This is a genomic window from Promicromonospora sukumoe 327MFSha3.1 (assembly GCF_000385135.1).
Taxonomy (GTDB): Bacteria; Actinomycetota; Actinomycetes; order Actinomycetales; family Cellulomonadaceae; genus Promicromonospora; species Promicromonospora sukumoe_B.
The window spans coordinates 126,319-146,350 of sequence record NZ_ARQM01000017.1; the positions used below are offsets into that span (position 1 = coordinate 126,319).

Genomic DNA, 20,032 nt, shown 5'->3' on the forward strand with positions numbered 1-20,032 from the left:
GCCGGGCGCAACAAGGGGGCAACTCCGGCGTTTCCCCTGCTCAGGGCTACACCAGTGCTGGTACGTCAGGAGTGGAGCATCGTTTCGCATGAAGTATGCGCGACGGCACTATAAGCCGTCCGACAATCCCTTGAAAAGGGGTGTCCGGTACGGCCTGATATCACCGACCATAAAAGCAATAAATGCCCAGATCATCGTGCTGCTCCGTAGTGCACGGAATCCGGCCGACGGCGGTTCCTCGCCCCGCCATGGGGCGGCGGGGCGAGGAACCGGGTGGTCAGCTCACCGTGCGGCGACGCACGACGAACAGGGTCGCGGCACCGGTCAGGAAGAGCAGCGCGGCGAGACCGGCCGTCCAGCCGAGGTCGGCGCCGGTCGCGGCCAGAGAGCCGTCCGGGCGGTCCGGCTGCGCCGGGGCCGGGGGCGCCGGGTCAGCAGGGTCCACCGGGACGTCGACGGTCGACGGCGGCGAGGTGGGCGGCGGGACGTCGCCCGGCGGGGTGCCGGTGGCCGTGGCCGTGTTGCTCAGCTCCCCGGTCTCGAGGTCCGCCTTCGTGACCACGTAGGTCGCGGTGCAGGTCACGGACGCACCCGGCGCGAGGCTGGCGGCCTCCGCGGGGCAGTCGACCGGCGAGAGCTCACCCGAGCCGGAGAAGTCCGAGTCGTCGACCGTGACGTCGGCCAGGCTCACGTTGCCGGTGTTGGTCACCTCGAAGCTGTAGGTGACCTTCTGGCCCACCTTCGTGATCTTGTCCGTGTCGGAGGTCTTGACCACCTCGATGCCGGGCGCAGGGGTGCTCGGGATCTCGATGGTCGACGGCGGGGAGGTCGGCGGCGGGGTGTCCCCCGGCGGCGTACCCGTGGCCGTCGCGGTGTTGGTCAGCCCGGTCGAGTCGAGGTCGGCCTGCGTGACCGTGTAGGTCGCGGTGCAGGTCACCGACGCACCCGGCGCGAGGCTGGCGGCCTCCGCGGGGCAGTCGATCGCCGACAGCTCACCCGAGCCGGAGAACTCCGCGTCGTTCACCGTGACGTCGGTCAGGGTGACGTTGCCGGTGTTGGTCACCGCGAAGCTGTAGGTGACCTCCTGGCCCACCTCGCTGATCTCCTCGGTGTCCGAGGTCTTGACCACCTCGACGCCCGGCGCCGGCGGGGTGGGGACCACCACGGTCGACGGCGGGGAGGTCGGCGGCGGGGTGTCCCCCGGCGGCGTACCCGTGGCGGTCGCGGAGTTCGTCACCTCGCCCGAGTCCACGTCCTCCTGCGTGAGCGTGTAGCTCGCGGTGCAGGTCAGCGAGTCACCCGGCGCCAGGACGACGTCGGCGGGGCAGGTCGCGACCGGGGCCTCGCCCGTGCCCGAGAACTCGGTCTCGTCGACCGTGACGTCGCTCAGCGGCACGTTGCCGGTGTTGGTCACCTCGAAGTTGTAGGTGATCTCCTGGCCCACGGTGAACGTCTCCGGGCCCGACGGCGTCGCGGACTTCACGACCTCGACGGCGGGGTCCGGGGCCTCGGTCGGCGTGCTCGTCTCCGAGGGCGGCGAGCCGATCGGGGTGGTCGTGCCGGGCGGGGTGCCGGTGGCGGTCGCCGAGTTGTCGACCGAGCCCGCCTCGACGTCCTCGTCCGTGACCACGTAGGGCTCGTCGGTGGTGCAGGTGACCGAGTCCCCCGGCTCGACCGAGGTCGCCTCGCAGGTGATCGCGCCCACCTTGGGGTCGTCGATCGCGAGGTCGTCGATCGCGACGTCGCCGGTGTTGGTCACCTCGAACGTGTAGGCGATGGTGTCGCCGGTGTCCGTGATGCCGTTCTCGTTGACGTCGACCGGCTCACCGGCGGTCTTGACGAGCTCCAGGCTCGGGTCGCCGAACGTCACGGTCGAGGGGTCCGGGTAGTCCAGGCCGATCGCCGAGATGTTGTCGGGGCCGTTGGTGTAGCTGCCCGCCTCGTCCGAGGTCACGTTCACCGAGATGGTGCAGGAGGCCATGCCGGCGTCCAGGTTGCCGGTCGCCTCGACAGCCGTGGCGCCGGCGGCGGCGGTCACGTCGCCGGCCGGGCAGTCCGTCTCGACGGCGGCCGGGTCGGCGACGACCAGGCCCTCCGGGAGGGTGTCGGTGAACGACCAGCCGTTCTTGGCGGCCAGGTCGCTCGTGTTCGTGATCGTCAGCGTCAGGGTGGAGATGCCGCCGGTCGCGACCGAGGTCGGGCTGAACTCCTTGTCGAGCTGCGGCGTGACGTCGAGCACGCGGATGTTGTCGTAGGCGCCGTCGTTGCCCTGGCCGCTGCCGTTCTCGTTGCGCATCACGATGCCGAACGAGCCGCCGGTCACGAGGTTCGAGCCGTCGGCCGGGAAGCGCCCGCCGATCACCACGCGCGGCGTGCCGTCCTGGGCGGGCGCGTTGTACTGCGTGCCGCGCGGGTCGGTGCACGGGTCGATCGCGGTACTGGAGACCGCGATCTCGTCCCCGTTGCCGTCGACCAGGTAGAAGCGCAGCTCGGGGTGGGTCGAGGTGCAGTTCTGCGCGACGGCGTCGACCGAGAACGTGACGAACCGGCCCGCGGTGGGCAGGGTCAGCGGGTCGGCCGTGCGGAACTGGATCTCGTTGGGCGTGGTGTTGCCCGAGGTGTAGGACGACGCCGCGGCGTTGCTCGCCGGGTCGGTGCCGTTGATCGTGCCGAGGGTGTACGGCAGGGACATCAGCGAGTTGTACACGCCGATGCCCCCGGCCTCGCCGCCCTGACCGACGCAGTCGCCGACGACACGCGGGCTGCTGTAGTTGACGATGAACCCGTTGCAGGCCGCGCGGTCCACCCAGAACGGGTCCGCCGCATACGCCGTCCCGTCGGCCCCCGTGTAGTCCGTCAGGAGCACGTTCGAGTCCGCGGCCCGGTTCTCGAAGTCCTCGACGAAGAGGACCGTCGGCTCACCGGGCACGCCGGGGTTGCCGGGCGCGGCGACGGCGCTCGGCGTGACCGCCGTGAACGAGGTGGCGACCAGGCCCGCCCCGACCAGGCTGAGCGCCGCCAGGACCGCCGGAACCCGTCCGCGGCGCCCCCTGACCGTCCCGCCCCGGGTGGTCCTCGTCGATGACCTTCGTGCTTGCATCTGCGTTCCCCTCGCTCACGGGCCGCGCGGCCCAGATCCAGTACGGCGAGTTCAATGCCATCCCCTCGGCGCCCGATCACCAGTCGGGGATCAAGAAATCACCAACCAAATCACCAACTCGCAGGCGTAATTCACCCGTTCCCCGGCGTCTGACGAGGTGGCGAGGGGGTGAGCAGCCGCTTCGCCAGGCAAGGCCGGATGGGTCCAGGACCATGGTCGGGCCGCAGTGCCGCGGGAACGGCCGCGAGGCCGGTCCGTCGCGGACCCCGCCTCGTGAGTCCCGTCGACTCGTGATACTTCTTTGACTGCCACGCAGGACTTCTTTACCCGTTGAAATACGAACCACAGCACCGACCCGAGGGAGCGACGCGTGCAGGAGCAGGCGAACGAGCTGGTGTCCCCCGAGAACCGCCCCGACCGGCGCAGAGTCCTGCGCACCACGTGGGCGGGCGCGATCGCCACGGTGACGGCGGGAGGCCTGCTGTTCGCGGCGGCGCCGACCGTCCCGGGCACGCCCCTCGCCGGGGGCGACCCGGACCGGCCGGTCCGGCACCAGGGGCCCGTCGAGGCCGCGCCGGCCGCCGCGACCGTGACCACGCCGCGGCACGTGACGACGGAGCAGATCACGGCGGTCCTGGCGCGCGCCGACGAGCAGGCCCGGCGCGAGGGTTCGGACCTCAGCCCGGCGGTCGCCCAGGCCGCCGCCGAGCTCGGCATGCTCTACACCACGTACCTCATGCAGGAGCTCGCGTTCGGCGAGGCGGAGGAGGGCCTGCGCGTCGCGGACGCGCCGGTCGCGCGGACGGCCGGGGACGACGACGGCTCGGGGACGACCGTCGTCACAGACGACCTCCAGGCCGTGATCACGGTGTCGGACGAGCACGGCCCGGAAACCCAGGACCTGCCCTCCGGCCAGATCACCTACCACCAGGTGGTGCTGGCGGCGGTGCGGCTGGCGAACCTGCTGGACCCGTCGGTGCCCAGCACGCTGGCCGAGGTGGAGGCCACGGGTGAGGACGGGGAGCCGTCGGCGCGCGGGACCGCCGGGGCGGACGGCGACCGCGACCGCGCCGGGGACCCGCTGCGCGAGAGCCTGCTCGACGTGGTCTCGGCGTTCGGCACCTCGACCGTCGAGTACGCGAACGGCCGCATCCCGGCCGACGTGCTGTGCCCGCTGGACTTCGCGCCGGGCCACCTGCTGCGCTGCGACGCGGCGGAGCGGCTGACGGCGCTGAGCGTGGAGTTCGAGGAGGAGTTCGGGCGCCCGATCCCGATCACCGACTCGTACCGGTCCTACGTCGACCAGGTGGCCGTGGCCGGCGCCAAGCCGCACCTGGCGGCGGTCCCGGGCACGTCCAACCACGGGTGGGGCCTGGCGGTCGACCTGGGCGCGCCGATCTCGGGCGGCTCGTCGCCCGAGTACGTGTGGCTGCGGGTGCACGGCCCGGACTACGGCTGGGACAACCCGTCGTGGGCGCGCCTGGGCGGCGCCAAGCCGGAGCCGTGGCACTTCGAGTTCTTCGCGGCGGGCTCGGTGCCGAACCGCGCGGTCGACCCGTCCGACGTCGACCGGTGGACCAAGGGCGAGAAGTCCGAGGACGACGGCCCGCGCTACGAGGCGGCGGCCGACACCAGGGCGAAGGACCGCCCAGCGGCCGAGGAGACGCGCAAGCCGGTGGCCAAGCCCGCCGACGAGCCGCGCAAGCCCGGGACGAAGCAGCCCGCCAAGCCCGGCGCCAAGCCGAAGCCGAGCGAGCCGGCCCCGAAGCCCAGGCCGACGCCGAAGCCGACGCCGTCGCCCACCCCGACCCCGTCGCCGTCGGACCCGGGCGTGCCCTCGCCCTCGCCCTCGCAGCCGGCTCCGAGCCCGACGCCGGTCCCGACGCCGAGCGAGCCGGAACCGAGCGAGCCGGCGCCGTCGCCCAGCGAGCCCGAGGCGCCGCCGAGCTCGGCCCCGGAGCCCGCTCCGAGCGGCACCGAGACGCCGGCCTCGCCGGCGCCGTCGGCCAGCCCCTCGGCCACGCGTGAGTCCCTGCTGGGCCTGGCCAAGGACCTGGGCCTGACCGACGACCAGGGGTGACCGAACCGCTCAGCGGCTGAGCTCGATGAGCGCCAGCAGCGCGAGCCCGTAGGCCTCGGCGGGGTCCGGGTCGGCGAACAGCCGGACCTCGCCGAGGAGCTGGGCCTCGACCTCGAAGCCCTTGTCGGTGCGGCGCAGCGCGTGGAAGGCCGAGCGCAGCAGCGCGCGGAGCTGGTCCTCGCGCGGCAGCCAGAGGGCGTCCTCGATCGCGACCGAGTCCAGCGCCCACTCGGTGGTGCCGTTGAACCCGAGGATCGTGCCCGTCGGGTACTCGTGCGCCTCGATGGTCATCGTGCTCACGGTGAAGATGTCGCTCTCGAGGTCGGGCGCCTGCACCCGGAACTGGTCGCCGTCGACCGGCGTCCAGACCAGGCCGGCGTCGTGCAGCTTCGTGGCCAGCTCGGTGGAGATCATCGAACCATTCTGACCCCGTCTACGGCGCCAGAGTCCGCAGCACGCAGAACTCGTTGCCCTCGGGGTCGGCCATGACCACCCAGCTCTGGTCCGGGCCCTGGCCGACGTCGGCCCTGGTGGCGCCCAGGGCGAGCAGCCGGGTCACCTCGTCCTCGGTGCTGCCGTCGATCGGGCTGACGTCGAGGTGCAGCCGGTTCTTCACGATCTTGCTCTCGGGCACCCGGACGAACACCAGCGTCGGCGCCATCTGCCGGTCCCGGACCTCCTCGACCGTCGGCTCCCAGGAGCCGACCTCGATCTTGCCCGCGCTGCGGTCGATCACGGCGAAGCCCAGGACCTCGCTCCAGAACGCGGCGAGCAGCTCGGGGTCGTGGCAGTCGACGGCGAGCTCGGTGAACCTGCTGGTCATGACGCTCCCTGCTGGTGCGGATCGGTGAAGGCGCCGCCGGCGGCGGCCAGCACGGCCGCCGCCGCGGCCCGTCCCGGAAGGTCCGGGTCGGGGTCGGCGCGCAGGAGCACCAGCTCGTGGTAGACCGGCGCGGTCGCGGCGACGAGCAGGCTACGCGCATCCGGCTGCCCGGTGAGTTCCCCGCGCTCGACGGCGCGGTCGACGAGGACCTCGCACTGCGCGTAGCGGTCCGCCCACAGCCGGGTCTGGGCCTGGGCGGCCTGCTCGGAGTGGAACGAGGCGGCCATCAGGGCGACGGCGAACGACGGCCGCACCAACAGCGACTCCTGGATCTCCTGGTTGAGGGCAGCCAGGTCGCCGCGCAGCGAGCCGGTGTCCGGGGGCTGCCAGTCGATCTCCCCCGCGGCCGCGATGGTGTCGGCGAGCAGGCCGCCCACGTCGCGCCAGCGCCGGTAGACCGTGGCCCGGTGCACCCCCGCGCGGGTCGCGACGCCTTCCATGGTGAGCCCCTCGTGGCCGCTCTCGGCGAGCTCGGCGCGCACGGCGTCGAGCACCTGGGCGCGGACGCGGGCGGTGCGGCCGCCAGGGCGGCGGTCAGCGGTGACGTTCGGCGGTTCTGTCATCGGGGATCCAGTATCCGGTTGATCGGGGCACGGGTGATGTGCCAGGATCTTAACGCGACACTCGTCGCAATAGTAGTGACCGAGAGGAACCACCCTGCCGATGCCGCCCGTCCCCGCCGACCCCACCGTGCTCCACCCGATGCCGGACCACCCGCGCGTCGTCCTGCTCAAGCCCCTGGTGCAGTCGCCGCTGATCGACGTCGGCGAGTTCTCGTACTACGACGACCCCGACGACCCGACCGCGTTCGAGACGCGCAACGTGCTCTACCACTACGGCCCCGAGCGGCTCGTCATCGGCCGGTACTGCGCGCTCGGCACCGGCACCCGGTTCATCATGAACGGCGCCAACCACCGCATGGACGGCCCCTCCACCTTCCCGTTCCCCACCATGGGCGGCTCGTGGGCGGAGCACTTCGACCTGATCACCGGGCTGCCGAACCGCGGTGACACCGTCGTCGGCAACGACGTCTGGTTCGGGCACGGCGCCACGGTCATGCCGGGTGTCCGCATCGGGCACGGCGCGATCGTCGCCGCGGGGGCCGTGGTCACGGGCGACGTGCCGGACTACGGCATCGTCGGCGGCAACCCGGCCCGGCTCATCCGCACCCGGTACGACGCCGACGACGTCGCCCGGCTGCTCGCGATCGCCTGGTGGGACTGGCCCGTGGAGCACGTGACCGAGCACGTGCGGACCATCATGTCGGGCACCGTCGACGACCTCGAGCGGGCCGCCGAGCAGGTGGGGCGGCCTTGACCATGCCTCCTCGCCGCTCCCACATCGCGATGATCGGCGTCCCGGTCGTCAGCCACGTGCTGCCCGGCCTCGCGGTGATCCGCGAGCTGGTGGCCCGCGGCCACCGGGTCACCTACGCCGTCGACCCGTTCGTGGCCGACCGCGTGGAGTCCACCGGCGCGCAGCTCGTACCGCTCACCTCCACGCTGCCCGTCGCCGACAACGACTGGCCCACCGACCCCATCGCGGCGGCGAGCCTCTTTCTCGACGACGCCGTCCAGGCGCTCCCCCGGCTCCGGGCGGCCTACGACGACGACCCGGCGGACCTGTACCTCTACGACATCGGTGCCTACGCCGGACGCGCGCTGGCGGAGGCGCAGGGCCGGGACCTGCTGCAGCTGTCCCCGACGTTCGTCGGCTGGGACGGCTACGAACAGGAGGTGGCCGTGCACCTGCGCGGGCTGCCGGGAGCCGACGCCTACCGGGAGCGGTTCACCCGGTGGCTCGCCGGCTGCGGGGCGACCACCACCGACATGGACGCCTTCTCCGGCACGCCGGACCGCGCCCTCGCCCTCATCCCGCGGGCGATGCAGCCGCACGCCGACCGCGTCGACCCCGGCACGGTGACCTTCGTGGGCCCGTGCTTCGACATCCGGTCCGACGGCGGCGGGTGGACCCGCCCCGCGGACGCCGAGCGCGTGCTGCTGATCTCCCTGGGCTCGGCCTACACGCGCCAGCCGGAGTTCTACCGCCGGTGCCTCGCCGCCTTCGGCGACCTGCCCGGCTGGCACGTCGTGCTGCAGATCGGCCGGCACACCGACGTCGCCGAGCTCGGCGAGATCCCGGGCAACGTCGAGGTGCACTCCTGGGTGCCGCAGCGGGCGATCCTGGACCAGGCCGACGCGTTCGTCACCCACGCCGGCATGGGCGGCTGCGGCGAGGGGCTGCTGGCGGGCGTGCCGATGATCGCGGTGCCGCAGGGCGCCGAGCAGTTCATGAACGCCGACCGCCTGGTGGAGCTCGGGGTCGCCCGCCGGGTCGACACCGCGGACGCCACGGCCGAGGTGCTCCGCGCGGCGCTGCACGACCTGGTCACGGACCCGGAGCGCGTGGCGCGCTCCGAGCGCCTGCGGGCCGCCGCCCGCGCCGAGGGCGGGACCGCTCACGCCGTCGGCGTCATCGAGGAGATGGCGGGACGTACCACGCCCACATCTTGACGTGTTGTAGAGATAGGGCGACCCTCGTAGAGGGCATCCAGCACGCGCCCGGGTCCCGTCCGTTCCAACAGAGGAGAAAGCGATGAGCGACAACTCTCAGCTGCTTCATGTGGCGACGTTCTGCGGCAAGTGCGACTGCGGCTGCCCGGAGCTGTTCGTCGACCCGACCGCCGAGCCGCTGAAGCAGATCGTGATCACCGACGACTTCGGCCAGCGCATCCAGATGAGCCACGACCAGCTCGCGGACCTGGTGGAGCAGGCCCGCAGCGGCGCTCTCGACGCGGCTGCGCTCCAGCCGGCCTGACGGTTCAGGTGGTTCCGTCCGGTATTCCGGACGACGGCAAAGGTGGCTGTCCACTTCCCGGTGGGCGGCCACCTTTGCAGTATGGTCCTGCCAGGAGGGCACTATGTCAGGCAGGACTCGCGCACGCGGACAGCTCGAGGCGGAGGTCATGCGCATCCTCTGGGACCACGAGGACGCGATCGGGGCACGAGCGATCCAGGAGAGGTTCGGGGACGAGCACGTCCCCGCCTACACCACGCTCCTGACGGTGCTCGACCGCCTGGAGAAGAAGGGTGAGGTGGTCCGCATCGCGGCCTCTCCCCGGAAGGTCCGGTTCCGCCCCACCCGGTCGGACGGCGAGCGCGCCGGAGCCGCGATGCTGTCGGTGCTGGAGGGCACCGGCGACCGCGAGGAGGCGCTGCTCCGCTTCGCCGACCACCTGACGGCGCGCGACGCCGAGATGCTCCAGCGGGCGCTGCGCCCCAAGCCCAACCCGGGCCGCCGCCGCGCGGGCTGAGCTGCGCCCGGGCCTCAGCCGACGAGCACCAGCCCGCACGCTGCGGCCATGCCGAGGCTCATCAGGGCGCCCGCGAGCAGGTCGGCCCCGGTGCGACCCACCGTGCCACGCTCCTGCCGGTACCGGACCAGGTCGGCCAGGAACAGCACCCCACCGGCCGCGAGCGCCGCGACCAGCACCGCGCCGCTGACGACCGTCAGGGAGTCCAGCGGCACGGACACCGCGGCGTGCGTCGAGTGACCCGGGTGACCTGCACCGGCGCCGTCGGCATGCCGCGTCATCACCGCGAGCATCCACACCATCGCGAGCATCATGACGGCGTTCACGGCCTGGCACCGGGCGCTCCGACGACGGCCCCGCCGCCTGCCCGTCGTCGACAGCCCGTCCAGCGCGAACCACCCCGCCGCCCCGGCGAAGAACGCCGCCCCCGCGGCGAAGAAGGCGACCTGGGGCAGCGTGGGCAGCCGGGCCCACCAGGGCCAGACCATGGCGACCATCACCAGGTTCATGCCGAGGTGGAACAGGTGGCCCGTTCCGGCGAAGAGGTGGCGCGCGGTCACGAGCCGCCACAGGGAGTAGGCGGTCAGCGCGCCGAAGAGGGCCGTCGTGGCCCACTGCACGGCCGGGTCCGACGTCACTGGCGCCCCCGCGTCCCGAGAAGTTACAGCGACCGGACAGCCGCCGACAGTACCACATCATGTAGAGATGTCGTATTACCCTGGCGCCGGTCGACCGCGCGGAGGTCGAGGCCGCGGTCGCCGACGCCGGGTTCGAGCTCAGGGCGTGGCGCTGACCTCCGTCCGGGCGCGGCGGGCCTGGACGAGCCCCACGACGACGTCCACCAGGACGAACGCCACCAGGGTGTAGCCGACCAGCGGCAGGAACGTCCCGACCGTGATCGCCACCGCGGCGACCGCCGCGAGCCCCCACCACGGCGCGCCCTGGAGCGCGCCGCGCACCGGCGCCGGGCCGCCCAGACCGCGCGGCTCGCGGGTGGGCCGGCGCTTCCACCACATGAGGTAGCCGAGCACCACCATGGAGCCGATGCCCAGTGCGAGCACGAACAGCACGAGCTGGTTGGCCAGCCCGAACAGCAGGCCCATGTGCAGGTCGATGCCCCAGGTCGTGAGCTTGGCCATGAGCGGGAACTGCGAGAAGTCGGTCCGGTGCACCACCTGCATGGTGGTCCCGTCGACGGCCACGGCGTCGGCCTGCGTCGGCACGTCGCTCTTGTTCTCCTGCACGGTCCACGCCATGCCGGGCTCGGCCGGCGGCTTGATCTCGACCTCGCCGGTGTTGACGTTGATGCCCTGCGCGATGGCGAGCACGCCGTCGAACGTGGCGGGGTTCGCCACCCCGGTCGGCCCCTGCTCCCCTTCCGACGACGACGCGCCGTGCCCGGCGTGCTCGTCGCCGCCGGCGGGAACGTCGCCGCTCAGCCGCGTGTCCAGGGCGGGCGTGGTCCACCCCATGGCGGTGCGCAGCTCCCCGACGTTGCCGCCGCCGTGCTGCGACCAGGTGATGCCGGTGGCGGACAGGAACAGCGCGCCGAGCACCACGAACGCGCCGACGGCGGTGTGCCAGGACAGCAGCCGCCGGTACCCGGTGACCCGCCGCTTCGGGCGGACGACGTCGGCGGCCCGCCGGGACGCGCGCAGCCGGTTGATCCACAGGATCAGCCCGGCCACGACGACGATGCCGAGCCAGGACGCCGCCAGCTCGCTGTACAGCCGGCCCGGGTCGCCGAGGTGCAGGCTGCGGTGCAGGTTCGAGATCCAGGTGCGCAGCGGCAGGGAGCCGCTGGACCCGTACACCGTGAGGTCGCCGCGGACCTCGCCGGTCGCGGGGTCCACGAAGATCGCCCGGGACTCGCTGGGCCCGAGCCCGTCCTCGCCGAACATGACCCGGGTGGTGTCCCCCGGTTCCGGTGCGGGGCGGACGGCGGTGAGGACGGCGTCGGCGTCGACCCGGGTCTGGGCGACCTCGATCTGCTCGGCCAGGCTCAGCGACGTGCTGCCGACGGGGGCGTGCAGCTCCTGGTCGTAGACCACCTGCTCGATGGACGGCGCGAGCGCGTAGAGGGCGCCGCTGGTGGCGGCGACCAGGATGAACGGCCCGACGAGCAGGCCGGCGTAGAAGTGCAGCCGCCGCAGCAGCGGGCCGAACCACGGCGTCCTGCGCGCGGGTGGTGGTGACGGGTCGACTTCGGCGGGTAGCTCGGCGGTCGAACCGGTGAGGGTGTCGGTCATGAAGGGCCTGCTTTCAGGTGAGGAGGGATTCGCCGATGAATCCGCCCTCGCGGCACCCGGGTGGGATGGCGAAGACGGCCGAACCGATGGGGACGGTCCATTCGTTGAGCAGGTCGAGCTGGTCCAGGCGGCGCTGGAGCGGGACGAACTGTCTGTCGACGTCCGCCTGGAAGGACACGAAGATCAGGCCGGCGTCGGAGACCTCGGCTCCGGCGCCGCCGTCGTCGTAGTTGTAGGCCCGCCGGAAGATCCGCTCGTCCGGGTTCTCGCTGCGCGCCCGGCGCAGGTGGGAGAACTCCGGGATCACGGGGAACCCGATGGCGGTGGTGGCCTCGAAGTCGGGCTCGTCGAACTCGTCGGTGCCGGTCAGGGGCGCGCCGCTGGCCAGGTACCGGCCCACGGACTGCTCCCGTCCGCCGCGGTCGAGCTCGTCCCACTTGTCGAGGTCCATCCGGATGCGGCGCACCACCATGCCGGTGCCGCCGGCGAGCCAGCCGTCGGTGGCCCACACCACGCGGTCGAAGTCGGTGGTGCCGGGGGCCGGGTTGGTGGTGCCGTCGACCTGGCCGAACAGGTTCCGCATGGTGGTGCCGGGTGCGACGGTGCCGTGCGCGCGCCGGAACCCCTGCTGGGTCCAGCGCACCGAGGCGAAGCTGCGGGTGTCCTTCAGCAGCATGCGCGAGGCGTGGGCGACGGTCAGCGGGTCGTCGGCCGCGACCTGGAGCAGCAGGTCGCCGTCACCGAGCCCGGGCTCCAGCCGGTCGATGCCGAACGCCGGGAGCGGGCCCAGCCAGCCCGGCCGGGAGCCGCCCGCGCGCTCGACGAACCGCGGGCCGAACCCGAACGTGACCGTGAGCCGGGCCGGGGACGCCGCCAGCTCCGGCTCGGAGTCCGCGAGCGCCGGGGCGCCCTGGGTGAGGCGGGCGGCGTCGTCGGTGAGGATGCGCATCATGCGGGTCAGGTCGGCGCGGTCAGCGGAGTCGTGCAGGTCGAGCGCGACGAAGAACCCGTGCGCCTGGGCGGCGGTGTCGATGCCCGCCTGGTGTTCCCCGTGGAACGGGACGGTCTGCTCGCCGTGCGGCGGCGCCGGGGGCGCCTCCTGGGCGGCGGCGTTCAGGGCGGTGTCTGCGCCGATGGCCGCGGCCGCGCCGACGCCGGCGACAGCTCCCCCGAGAAGGAACTGCCGCCGGGTCGACCCCGACCGGGCGCGTGCGCCGTGGTCAGGAGGGGTCATAGTTCTCGTTCGCCCCGGAGTAGTCCTTGACGGGTGCCGTGAACTCGAAGGTGGAGTCGTCCGAGAAGGTGAGCGTGAACGTGACCTCCTCGCCCGCCTCCAGCGGGTGGGCGAGGTCCATCAGCATGATGTGGCTGCCGCCGGGTTCGAGGGCCAGCGTCTGCCCGGCGGGGATCACGAACCCGCCGTCGATCTCCCGCATGATCAGCTCGCCGGTCTCGTTCTCCACGGTCTCGTGGAGCTCGAGCATCGAGGCGGCCTCCGTCGTCGCGGAGACGACGGTGACGTCCTGGGACCCCGCGTTGGTCAGCCCGCCGAACGCGGCGGACATCCCGGAGCCGGCGGCCTTGACCCAGCCGTCGGTCAGGGTCACGGACTCGCCGGCCGGGGCCGCGACGGCGTCGTCGGCCGCGTCGGCGGCGGTGCAGCCGGCCAGGGCCAGCGTGGCCGCCAGGGCGAGGGCGAGCCGGGCGGTGTTGCGCTTCGTAGGTGTGAACACAGAAGTACCTCTCACTTCGTTCCCGGCGCGTCGGGGGTGTCCCCGTCGTCGCCGGGGCCGCTCGCATCGCTGCGGCGGCGGAGAAAATGGACGAGCGCGAACAGGGCCGCCGCGACGGCGGCCCCGCCCGCACCGACGAGGACGACCCGCCAGGGCCCCTCGTCCTCCTGTGCGGTCTGGTTCTGCGAGCTGTTCGGCGTGGCGGCATCGGCGGCCGCATCGTCCGCGGGCGCGGAAGCAGCAGGTTCGGACGCCGCGGCGTCGTCCCCGGCCTGGCCGGCCGAGCCGGACCCCGCCCCCGGCTCCTCGCCGTCCCCGACGGCGAACGGGACGATCCCCGTGATGGGGTGCCCGTCCGAGGACACGACCCGCCAGCGGATCTCGTAGCCGCCGTCCGGCATGTCCGCGTCCAGGGCGGCCGTCACGGTCGCCCCGTCGATCGCGGGCGCGTCGGACACCCAGTCGGTGCCGTCGCCGTCGGTGACGACGACGGCGGCGCCCATGTCCAGGACTTCGGCGGAGTACGTCAGGGACACCGTGGCCGGTGCCTCCGCCAGCGTCTGGTCGGACGTCGGATCACTGGCGACCAGCTTGTCGTGGGCGGACGCGGGGGCCGCGGTCGCGAGCAGCGCGACGACGGCCACCGCGGTCCCGCCCACGAGGGGACGGAATCGGGGCATGAAGGGACCTCTCCTCGGACGTCAGGGATCGACGTCGGCACAGCACGGAACAGCCCACGGGCACACCAGTGCGCCGTGGGGCAGAGCTCAGACCGCGTGCGGTGCGGGAGGTCCCCTGCGGAGGAGAGGGGTGATCCGCGGCCCCGGGTGGAGCGGGCGGAAGGTCTCGGCGCGCACCCGGGAGCGGGCGGGCGCGACGAAGGTGAGCACGTGGGCGGCGACGGCCCAGCCGCGCAGGAGCCAGGCCGCCATGCGGCCGCCGAGCTCGCGCAGGCGCCGCAGCAGCAGCTCCCCGCGGTGCAGGACGATCACGGTGACCGCCGCCGCGATGCCGTGCCAGAGCCACATCTGCGGGCCGCCGTGCATCAGCTCGGCCTGGAGCGGCGCCCCGGACATCGTCAGCGGGGCCATGTCCCCGTGCGCGCCGTGCGTCCCCGGGTTCGCGGCCTGGAGCGTGCCGGCCGGGGTGCCGAGCTGGAACAGCAGGTGGAACAGGAGCTGGCTGGCCGCGACCGAGACCGTCAGGCGCGGCAGCGTGAGCCGGCGGGCGACCAGCGCCGTGCAGACGGGCAGGGAGAGCACCCAGGGCACGAGGACGCCGAGCCAGCTCGGGAGGTCCCCGCCGCCGGCGAGGTGGGAGGCGAGGGCCACGAGGGTCGCCGCCGACGCCGCGAGGACGCCGCGCACTCCGCGCGCGGTCCCCCGTCCGGCGTCGGGTGCGTTCATCGGCCTGTTCCCCCTCGTGACAGTCACAAGACGGACGCCAGGATATGGGTCGCCGCACGCAAAAGGGAAGTCTGGTACGTGCCTCGCAGAGGCCGCTGCCTTGACTTCGGTCGGGGGCGCAGCCTTCAGCCCGCCGGCTCCAGGCCTGCCGCCTGGCGGGCCGCGCTGACGAACGCCACGCGCACGTTGTCCCAGCCGTCCAGGTACCCGCCCACCAGGGCGGCGTCGCGCAGGAGCACGAGCTGGCCGGCGCGGGTCACGGCGTCGTCGACCCCCGCGTCGGTCAGCACCTGCTTGAGCGCGCCCCGGAACCACGCGCGGTGCTTGTCGACGGCGCGCCGTACGCCGCTGTCGGCGTCGGGGTACTCGGCGGCGGCGTTGATGAAGGGGCAGCCGCGGGTGTGGTGGCGGGCGACGTCCTCGGCGATGCCCTCGATCACCATCCCGACCAGCTCGACCGGGTCGTCGGTGGCGGCGCGGGCGCCGCCGAGCGCCGCGCGGAGGTTCGTGTCCTCGACACCGAGGTAGGCCTCGACGAGGTCCTCCTTGCCCGGGAAGTGCCGGTAGAAGGTGGCGCGCGTGACCCCGGCGGCGGCGACGATGCGGTCGACGCCGACCACGTGGATGCCCTCGGCGTAGAACAGCTGGGACGCGGTGCGCAGCAGGCGTTCGCGCGCCTCCGAGGCGCCGTCGGCGGTCTTGCGCGGGGCGCGGGAGGCGGTGGTCCTGGGTGCCATGCCGTTCAGCATAGAACGATCTTTCTCTTTAGGGCTTGACGGCCGCCCAGGCCGGGCGTACCTTCTCGGAATAACAGAGAAAGAACGATCGTTCTTCCTGACGACGACGGACCGGGTCCCCGGCCCACCGAGACCGAGGAGCCCGACATGAACGCCACCGCCGACACCACCACCAACGGCACCACCCCCGCCCCCGCCCCCGCCAAGCTGCCGATCGTCCTGGTCCACGGCCTGTGGATGACGCCGAAGAGCTGGGACACCTGGGCCGAGCGCTTCCGCGCCGCGGGCCACGAGGTGCTCGTCCCGGGCTGGCCCGGCATCGACGACCGCAGCGTGCAGGACATCCGCTCCAACCCCGCAGCACTGCGCGGCATCGGGCTGAAGGAGATCGCCGACCACTACGAGCGCATCATCCGCACCCTGCCGGTCAAGCCGATCATCATGGGCCACTCGTTCGGCGGCGTCATCACGCAGATGCTGGCCGACCGCGGCCTGGGTGCCGCCTACGTGGGCGTCGCGCCGGGACAGACCGCCGGGATCACCACCCTCCCCCTGTCCACGCTGCGCACCGGGCTGCCGATCCTGTCCAACCCGTTCGGCCGCAACGGCGCCAAGCCGCTGTCGAAGGGGCACTTCCACTTCACGTTCGGCAACGACCTGAACCGCGCCTCGTCGGACGTCCTCTGGGAGCAGTCCGCCGTCCCGTCCTACAACCGGGTCCTCTTCGAGGGCGTGGCCGCGACCACGAACGAGAAGGGCGGGGTGAGCCACGTCGACTACGCCCGGGCCGACCGCGCGCCGCTCCTGGTCATCACGGGCGGCATCGACAACGTGGTCCCGCCGGCCATCGGCAAGGCCATCGTCGCGAAGTACAACGGCACCGGCAGCCCCGCGGTGGTCGAGTACAAGGAGTACGCGGGGCGCACGCACCGGCTCGTCTCCCAGCCCGGCTGGGAGGAGATCGCCGACTACGCCCTGACCTGGGCCGCGTCGCACGCCACCGTCACGGCGTGACGGCGGCGGCGGCCAGTCGGCCGGGCGGGGTCCTGTTGCTCGGTGGCTGGTGCCACGGGTTCGGTGCGTCATGCTTCGCGGGCCCAGGTGATCGGTAGAAGGTCAGGTGATCGGCAACTCGAGTTGCCGATCACCTGACCTTCTACCGATCACTTGCGCGGCCATCGAGCGCGGCCATCGAGTTTCAGGGTTCCGTCGCGAGGCGCAGTCGATTCTGCTGATGGCAGATCGGGTCGATTCAACGAGCGGTACGTACGTGTGTGCCATATGTTGATGGCATGACGCGAACGGGTGAGGTACCAGGACGAGCAGGCAAGCAGCCTGCTCGATCGGTGCTGCCCGAGAACGGACCGAAGCGGCCTGGCGGGTCGGTGCTGCCCGGCCGTGCCGGGACATCCGATACCGCCGGGATGTCCGGTGCCTCCGGTGCATCCGCGCCTGGCGGAGTTGTCGACGCGGCGGGCGTTCGGGCGGTACGACGGGCCTTGGCAGAGATGATCTTGCCCGGCGCCACTGACATCGAGTCCGGAAGCATGGGTGTTCCGGGTGCGGTGCAGGCCGAATGGGTCGACCTGCTTGGGGAACTCGAAGCCGTCAAGAACGCGATCACCGCCACCCAGGCCCGGCTGACGGTGGCGCTGGACGAGGCGACCCGGGCTGACGAGGCCCGGCAAAGCATCCGCGCCGAGCGGCGCGGGCGGGGTGTCCCCAACCAGGTCGGTGCCGCCCTGCGTGTGAGTCCGCACGCGGGTGCCGGGTTCGTCTCCACCTCCCGGGTCTGGGTCACCCAGATGCCCCACACCTTCGCCGCACTGCAGGCCGGAGTGCTGTCCCAGTGGCGTGCAACCATCCTGGTCCGCGAGACCTCCCACCTGTCACTGGAACACCGTGCCCTCATCGACGAGGAGATCTGCGGACCCGCACACCTGACCGAACTGACCCGGATGAGCACGAAGCGGCTGATCGCCCGGATCAAGGAACTCGCCGCCCAGCTCGACGTGCACGCCTGCGTGAAGCGCAACGCGAAGGCCGTGACGGAGCGGCGGGTCTCGATCCGCCCAGCACCCGACCTGATGGTCTACCTCACCGCCCTGGTCCCGATGGCACAGGGCGTCCAGGCCTACGCCCAGCTCAAAGCAACCGCCGACGCCACGAAGGCCACGGGTGACGAGCGTGGAGTGGGCCAGATCATGGCCGACACCCTCATCGAACGCGTCACCACCCGTGAACCCGGGCAGGCGAACGATGTCCCGGTCACGATCAACCTGCTCGTCTCCGACGACACCCTCCTCGCGGGCGGCAATCAGCCCGCCGTGGTGGTCGAGGGCGCATCGGCGGGCGCGGGCGTCGTGCCGGCACCGGTCGCCCGCAACCTTGCCGCCCACGCGATCGACAAGGACACGGCGTGGCTGCGCTCGATCTACGTCAACCCCCACGGCCGGCTCCTAGCCACGACATCCACATCCCGGTTCCACCCCCAGGGCCTGGCAGCGTTGCTGCGAGCCCGGGAACAGGGCATCTGCGCCACCACGTGGTGCGACGCCCCCATCCGGCACACCGATCACGTCACCCCGCACGCCGAGGGCGGCCCGACCAGCCTCGACAACGGCCAAGGCCTGTGCGCCAGGTGCAATCACGCCAAGCAAGCACCAGGCTGGCGGCAGAAGACCACCCAGCTCAACGGCCTCCACGCAGTCGAGACCATCACCCCGACCGGGCACACGTACGTCTCGGTCGCGCCGGAACCTCCGACACCGGTCAGGGCCAACAACACGACAACAAGCCCCGACGCGTCACCAGCCAGGACCCGCGATACGGCACTGGTTCCCGGTGCGGACTCCACCGGAGCGGCACCCGCCGACCCGCTGGTATCCGGTCAGACGCGCCGAGACCTGGACTCGACCCCCGACCGAGACACGACCGCGTCCGGCGACGGGCGCGCGTCGGCAACCGATGCGCCCAGTGACGGTCAGGGTGCGCCATCGGCCCGCGAGCGCTCCGCGACACCACCCTGGCTCCCGGCCGTCGGCGTAACCGGCCCCGCACCCGGTCGCATCCCCCGCAGCCGCTACTCGATCGGCTGCCAGACCACCCCGGCCCACGGCGCGATCCCCTACCAGCCGAGCCAACCACCTCGCCAACCACGCCCGACACAAGGGCCGCCCGGTCGAGCCCGCACCCGCGCGCGCCGACCCGACCTCTCCTGGACGCACCCCACTTGACCACCGCCCCAGCCCCAGCCCCAACCCCAACCATCTAGGGTTCGTGGGTGCGCATCGAGACCGACGGCCACCCCGCCGACCCCGGCGATCTGTTCAGCACCTACGGCCACTTCACGGCCATGCAGGTGCGCGACGGCGGCGTCCAGGGCCTGGCCAACCACCTGGCCCGGCTCGACGCCGCGCACCGCGAGCTGTTCGGCCGCCCGCTGGAGGCTGACCGGGTCCGGGACCTCATCCGGCACGCACTGGACGGCACGGCCGACGCGGCGGTGCGGGTCACGCTCCGGCACGCCGAGCACGTCGTCGTCTCCGTGGCCGACCCCCGCGATCCGCCTGCCGCGCCGCAGCGGCTGCGCTCCGTGCCCTACCTGCGGCCGTTCCCGCACGTGAAGCACCTGGGCGGGTTCGCCCAGGCTGAGTGGGCCCGCCGCGTGGCCCTCGAGGGGTACGACGACGCCCTGCTGACCGCCCCCGACGGCGCCGTCGCCGAGTCGTCGATGGCGAACATCGGCTTCCTGGAGCCCGACGGCGCCGTCGTCTGGCCGGACGCTCCCCAGCTGCACGGCACCGCGATGCGGCTGGTCGAGGCCACGACGCCGTCGAGCAGCCGCACCGTCCGGCTCGGCGACGTCGGCCGGCTCGCCGGGGCGTTCCTGGTCAACTCCATCGGCGTGGTCGCCGTGGCCTCGATCGACGACGTCCCGCTGCCCGACGCCGGCCCGCTCCTGGCCGGCGTCGTCGACCGGCTGGCCGCGGTCCCGTGGGACCAGGTCTGAGCGACAGCGCGGGACCTCAGCCGGCTACCGGGTCCGCGTTGGCCGCCTCGAACGCCTGACGGGCCTGCGCGATCTGGTCCTGGTGCTCCTCGGTCCAGGACACCAGCGCCTGCGTCGTCGCCAGCAGGGTGCGGCCCAGCGCGGTGAGCTCGTACTCCACGCGCGGCGGCACCTCGGGGTAGACCGTGCGCGAGACCAGGCCGTCGCGTTCGAGGTTGCGCAGCGTCACGGTCAGCATCCGCTTGCTGATGCCGTCGATCTCCCGGCCCAGCTCGCCGAACCGGAGCTTCTTCTCGTCGAGCAGGGCGATCACCAGCAGGGACCACTTGTCGGCGATGCGGTCCAGGATCTGCCGCACCTGGCAGTCCTCGCGGACGTCCCACTGGAACGGGTCGCGGTCCGCCCGGCACTCCGCCAGCTCCGCGGCGGTTACCTCGAGGGAACCCGGTGACGTCGAAGTGCCTTCTTGTGCCATCCGTCGATCGTGCCCAACGATCGTCATGGTTACAAGTGGTAACC

The 20,032-nt window shown here is 72.6% G+C and carries 20 protein-coding genes; 8 read left to right on the forward strand and 12 right to left on the reverse strand.

Features of this window, described 5'->3' with window-relative positions:
* Positions 1–277: 277 nt before the first annotated feature.
* Entirely contained in the window at positions 278–3,100 is a 2,823-nt protein-coding gene (locus H291_RS33040) for a DUF7507 domain-containing protein (protein WP_084468463.1), read from the reverse strand.
* Positions 3,101–3,470: 370 nt separating this feature from the next.
* Between H291_RS33040 and H291_RS34835 the strand changes: the two genes are divergently transcribed.
* Entirely contained in the window at positions 3,471–5,180 is a 1,710-nt protein-coding gene (locus tag H291_RS34835; RefSeq protein WP_020018088.1) for a M15 family metallopeptidase, read from the forward strand.
* 9 nt (positions 5,181–5,189) lie between these two features.
* On the opposite strand, the gene H291_RS0126670 is transcribed toward H291_RS34835, so the two are convergent.
* From H291_RS0126670 to H291_RS0126680, 3 genes are read right to left on the reverse strand one after another with little or no spacing between them, the layout of a single operon-like run.
* Positions 5,190–5,594: a hypothetical protein gene (locus H291_RS0126670; RefSeq protein ID WP_020018089.1), complete on the reverse strand. Its 405-nt coding sequence runs from the start codon at positions 5,592–5,594 to the stop codon at positions 5,190–5,192.
* A gap of 19 nt (positions 5,595–5,613) precedes the next feature.
* Entirely contained in the window at positions 5,614–6,003 is a 390-nt protein-coding gene (locus H291_RS0126675) for a VOC family protein (RefSeq protein ID WP_020018090.1), read from the reverse strand.
* Positions 6,000–6,626, reverse strand: a complete 627-nt coding sequence (locus tag H291_RS0126680) for a TetR/AcrR family transcriptional regulator (protein WP_020018091.1) — start codon at positions 6,624–6,626, stop codon at positions 6,000–6,002. The genes H291_RS0126675 and H291_RS0126680 overlap by 4 nt, the downstream gene beginning before the upstream one ends.
* A gap of 100 nt (positions 6,627–6,726) precedes the next feature.
* On the opposite strand from H291_RS0126680, the gene H291_RS0126685 reads away from it, so the two are divergent.
* From H291_RS0126685 to H291_RS31805, 4 genes are all read left to right on the forward strand, one after another.
* Complete coding sequence (locus H291_RS0126685) at positions 6,727–7,380, forward strand: CatB-related O-acetyltransferase (RefSeq protein ID WP_020018092.1); 654 nt, start codon at positions 6,727–6,729, stop codon at positions 7,378–7,380.
* A gap of 2 nt (positions 7,381–7,382) precedes the next feature.
* Positions 7,383–8,576: a macrolide family glycosyltransferase gene (locus tag H291_RS0126690; protein WP_026366171.1), complete on the forward strand. Its 1,194-nt coding sequence runs from the start codon at positions 7,383–7,385 to the stop codon at positions 8,574–8,576.
* An 82-nt stretch (positions 8,577–8,658) separates the two neighbouring features.
* Positions 8,659–8,880 carry a hypothetical protein gene (locus H291_RS0126695; RefSeq protein WP_026366172.1) on the forward strand — a complete coding sequence of 74 codons (222 nt, stop codon included), beginning with the start codon at positions 8,659–8,661 and terminating at the stop codon, positions 8,878–8,880.
* 103 nt (positions 8,881–8,983) lie between these two features.
* Complete coding sequence (locus H291_RS31805) at positions 8,984–9,376, forward strand: BlaI/MecI/CopY family transcriptional regulator (protein WP_051109643.1); 393 nt, start codon at positions 8,984–8,986, stop codon at positions 9,374–9,376.
* Positions 9,377–9,390: 14 nt separating this feature from the next.
* On the opposite strand, the gene H291_RS33050 is transcribed toward H291_RS31805, so the two are convergent.
* The 7 genes from H291_RS33050 to H291_RS0126735 form a co-directional block, all read right to left on the reverse strand.
* Complete coding sequence (locus tag H291_RS33050; protein ID WP_020018096.1) at positions 9,391–10,014, reverse strand: DUF5134 domain-containing protein; 624 nt, start codon at positions 10,012–10,014, stop codon at positions 9,391–9,393.
* Between the two features lie 138 nt (positions 10,015–10,152).
* The gene (locus tag H291_RS0126710) at positions 10,153–11,625 is read right to left on the reverse strand and encodes a PepSY-associated TM helix domain-containing protein (protein WP_020018097.1); all 1,473 of its coding nucleotides are present in this window, start codon (positions 11,623–11,625) and stop codon (positions 10,153–10,155) included.
* A 13-nt stretch (positions 11,626–11,638) separates the two neighbouring features.
* Positions 11,639–12,859, reverse strand: a complete 1,221-nt coding sequence (locus H291_RS0126715; RefSeq protein ID WP_020018098.1) for a Dyp-type peroxidase — start codon at positions 12,857–12,859, stop codon at positions 11,639–11,641.
* Positions 12,846–13,358 (reverse strand): copper chaperone PCu(A)C, encoded by a 513-nt coding sequence (locus H291_RS0126720; protein WP_020018099.1) that lies wholly within the window; start codon positions 13,356–13,358, stop codon positions 12,846–12,848. Before H291_RS0126720 ends, H291_RS0126715 begins: the two co-directional genes overlap by 14 nt.
* Positions 13,359–13,369: 11 nt before the next feature.
* Positions 13,370–14,038: a copper resistance CopC family protein gene (locus H291_RS0126725; RefSeq protein WP_033328128.1), complete on the reverse strand. Its 669-nt coding sequence runs from the start codon at positions 14,036–14,038 to the stop codon at positions 13,370–13,372.
* 87 nt (positions 14,039–14,125) lie between these two features.
* Positions 14,126–14,764: a hypothetical protein gene (locus tag H291_RS31815; protein ID WP_020018101.1), complete on the reverse strand. Its 639-nt coding sequence runs from the start codon at positions 14,762–14,764 to the stop codon at positions 14,126–14,128.
* A 125-nt stretch (positions 14,765–14,889) separates the two neighbouring features.
* The gene (locus tag H291_RS0126735; RefSeq protein WP_157237377.1) at positions 14,890–15,501 is read right to left on the reverse strand and encodes a TetR/AcrR family transcriptional regulator; all 612 of its coding nucleotides are present in this window, start codon (positions 15,499–15,501) and stop codon (positions 14,890–14,892) included.
* Between the two features lie 147 nt (positions 15,502–15,648).
* On the opposite strand from H291_RS0126735, the gene H291_RS0126740 reads away from it, so the two are divergent.
* The 3 genes from H291_RS0126740 (at position 15,649) to H291_RS0126750 (ending at position 19,513) form a co-directional block, all read left to right on the forward strand.
* Positions 15,649–16,515, forward strand: coding sequence for an alpha/beta hydrolase (locus tag H291_RS0126740; protein ID WP_020018103.1), 867 nt, complete (start codon positions 15,649–15,651; stop codon positions 16,513–16,515).
* A 494-nt stretch (positions 16,516–17,009) separates the two neighbouring features.
* The gene (locus H291_RS31820; RefSeq protein ID WP_020018104.1) at positions 17,010–18,737 is read left to right on the forward strand and encodes an HNH endonuclease; all 1,728 of its coding nucleotides are present in this window, start codon (positions 17,010–17,012) and stop codon (positions 18,735–18,737) included.
* A gap of 47 nt (positions 18,738–18,784) precedes the next feature.
* The gene (locus tag H291_RS0126750; RefSeq protein ID WP_020018105.1) at positions 18,785–19,513 is read left to right on the forward strand and encodes an aminotransferase class IV; all 729 of its coding nucleotides are present in this window, start codon (positions 18,785–18,787) and stop codon (positions 19,511–19,513) included.
* Between the two features lie 16 nt (positions 19,514–19,529).
* On the opposite strand, the gene H291_RS0126755 is transcribed toward H291_RS0126750, so the two are convergent.
* Entirely contained in the window at positions 19,530–19,988 is a 459-nt protein-coding gene (locus H291_RS0126755; RefSeq protein ID WP_020018106.1) for a winged helix-turn-helix transcriptional regulator, read from the reverse strand.
* Positions 19,989–20,032 lie beyond the last annotated feature (44 nt).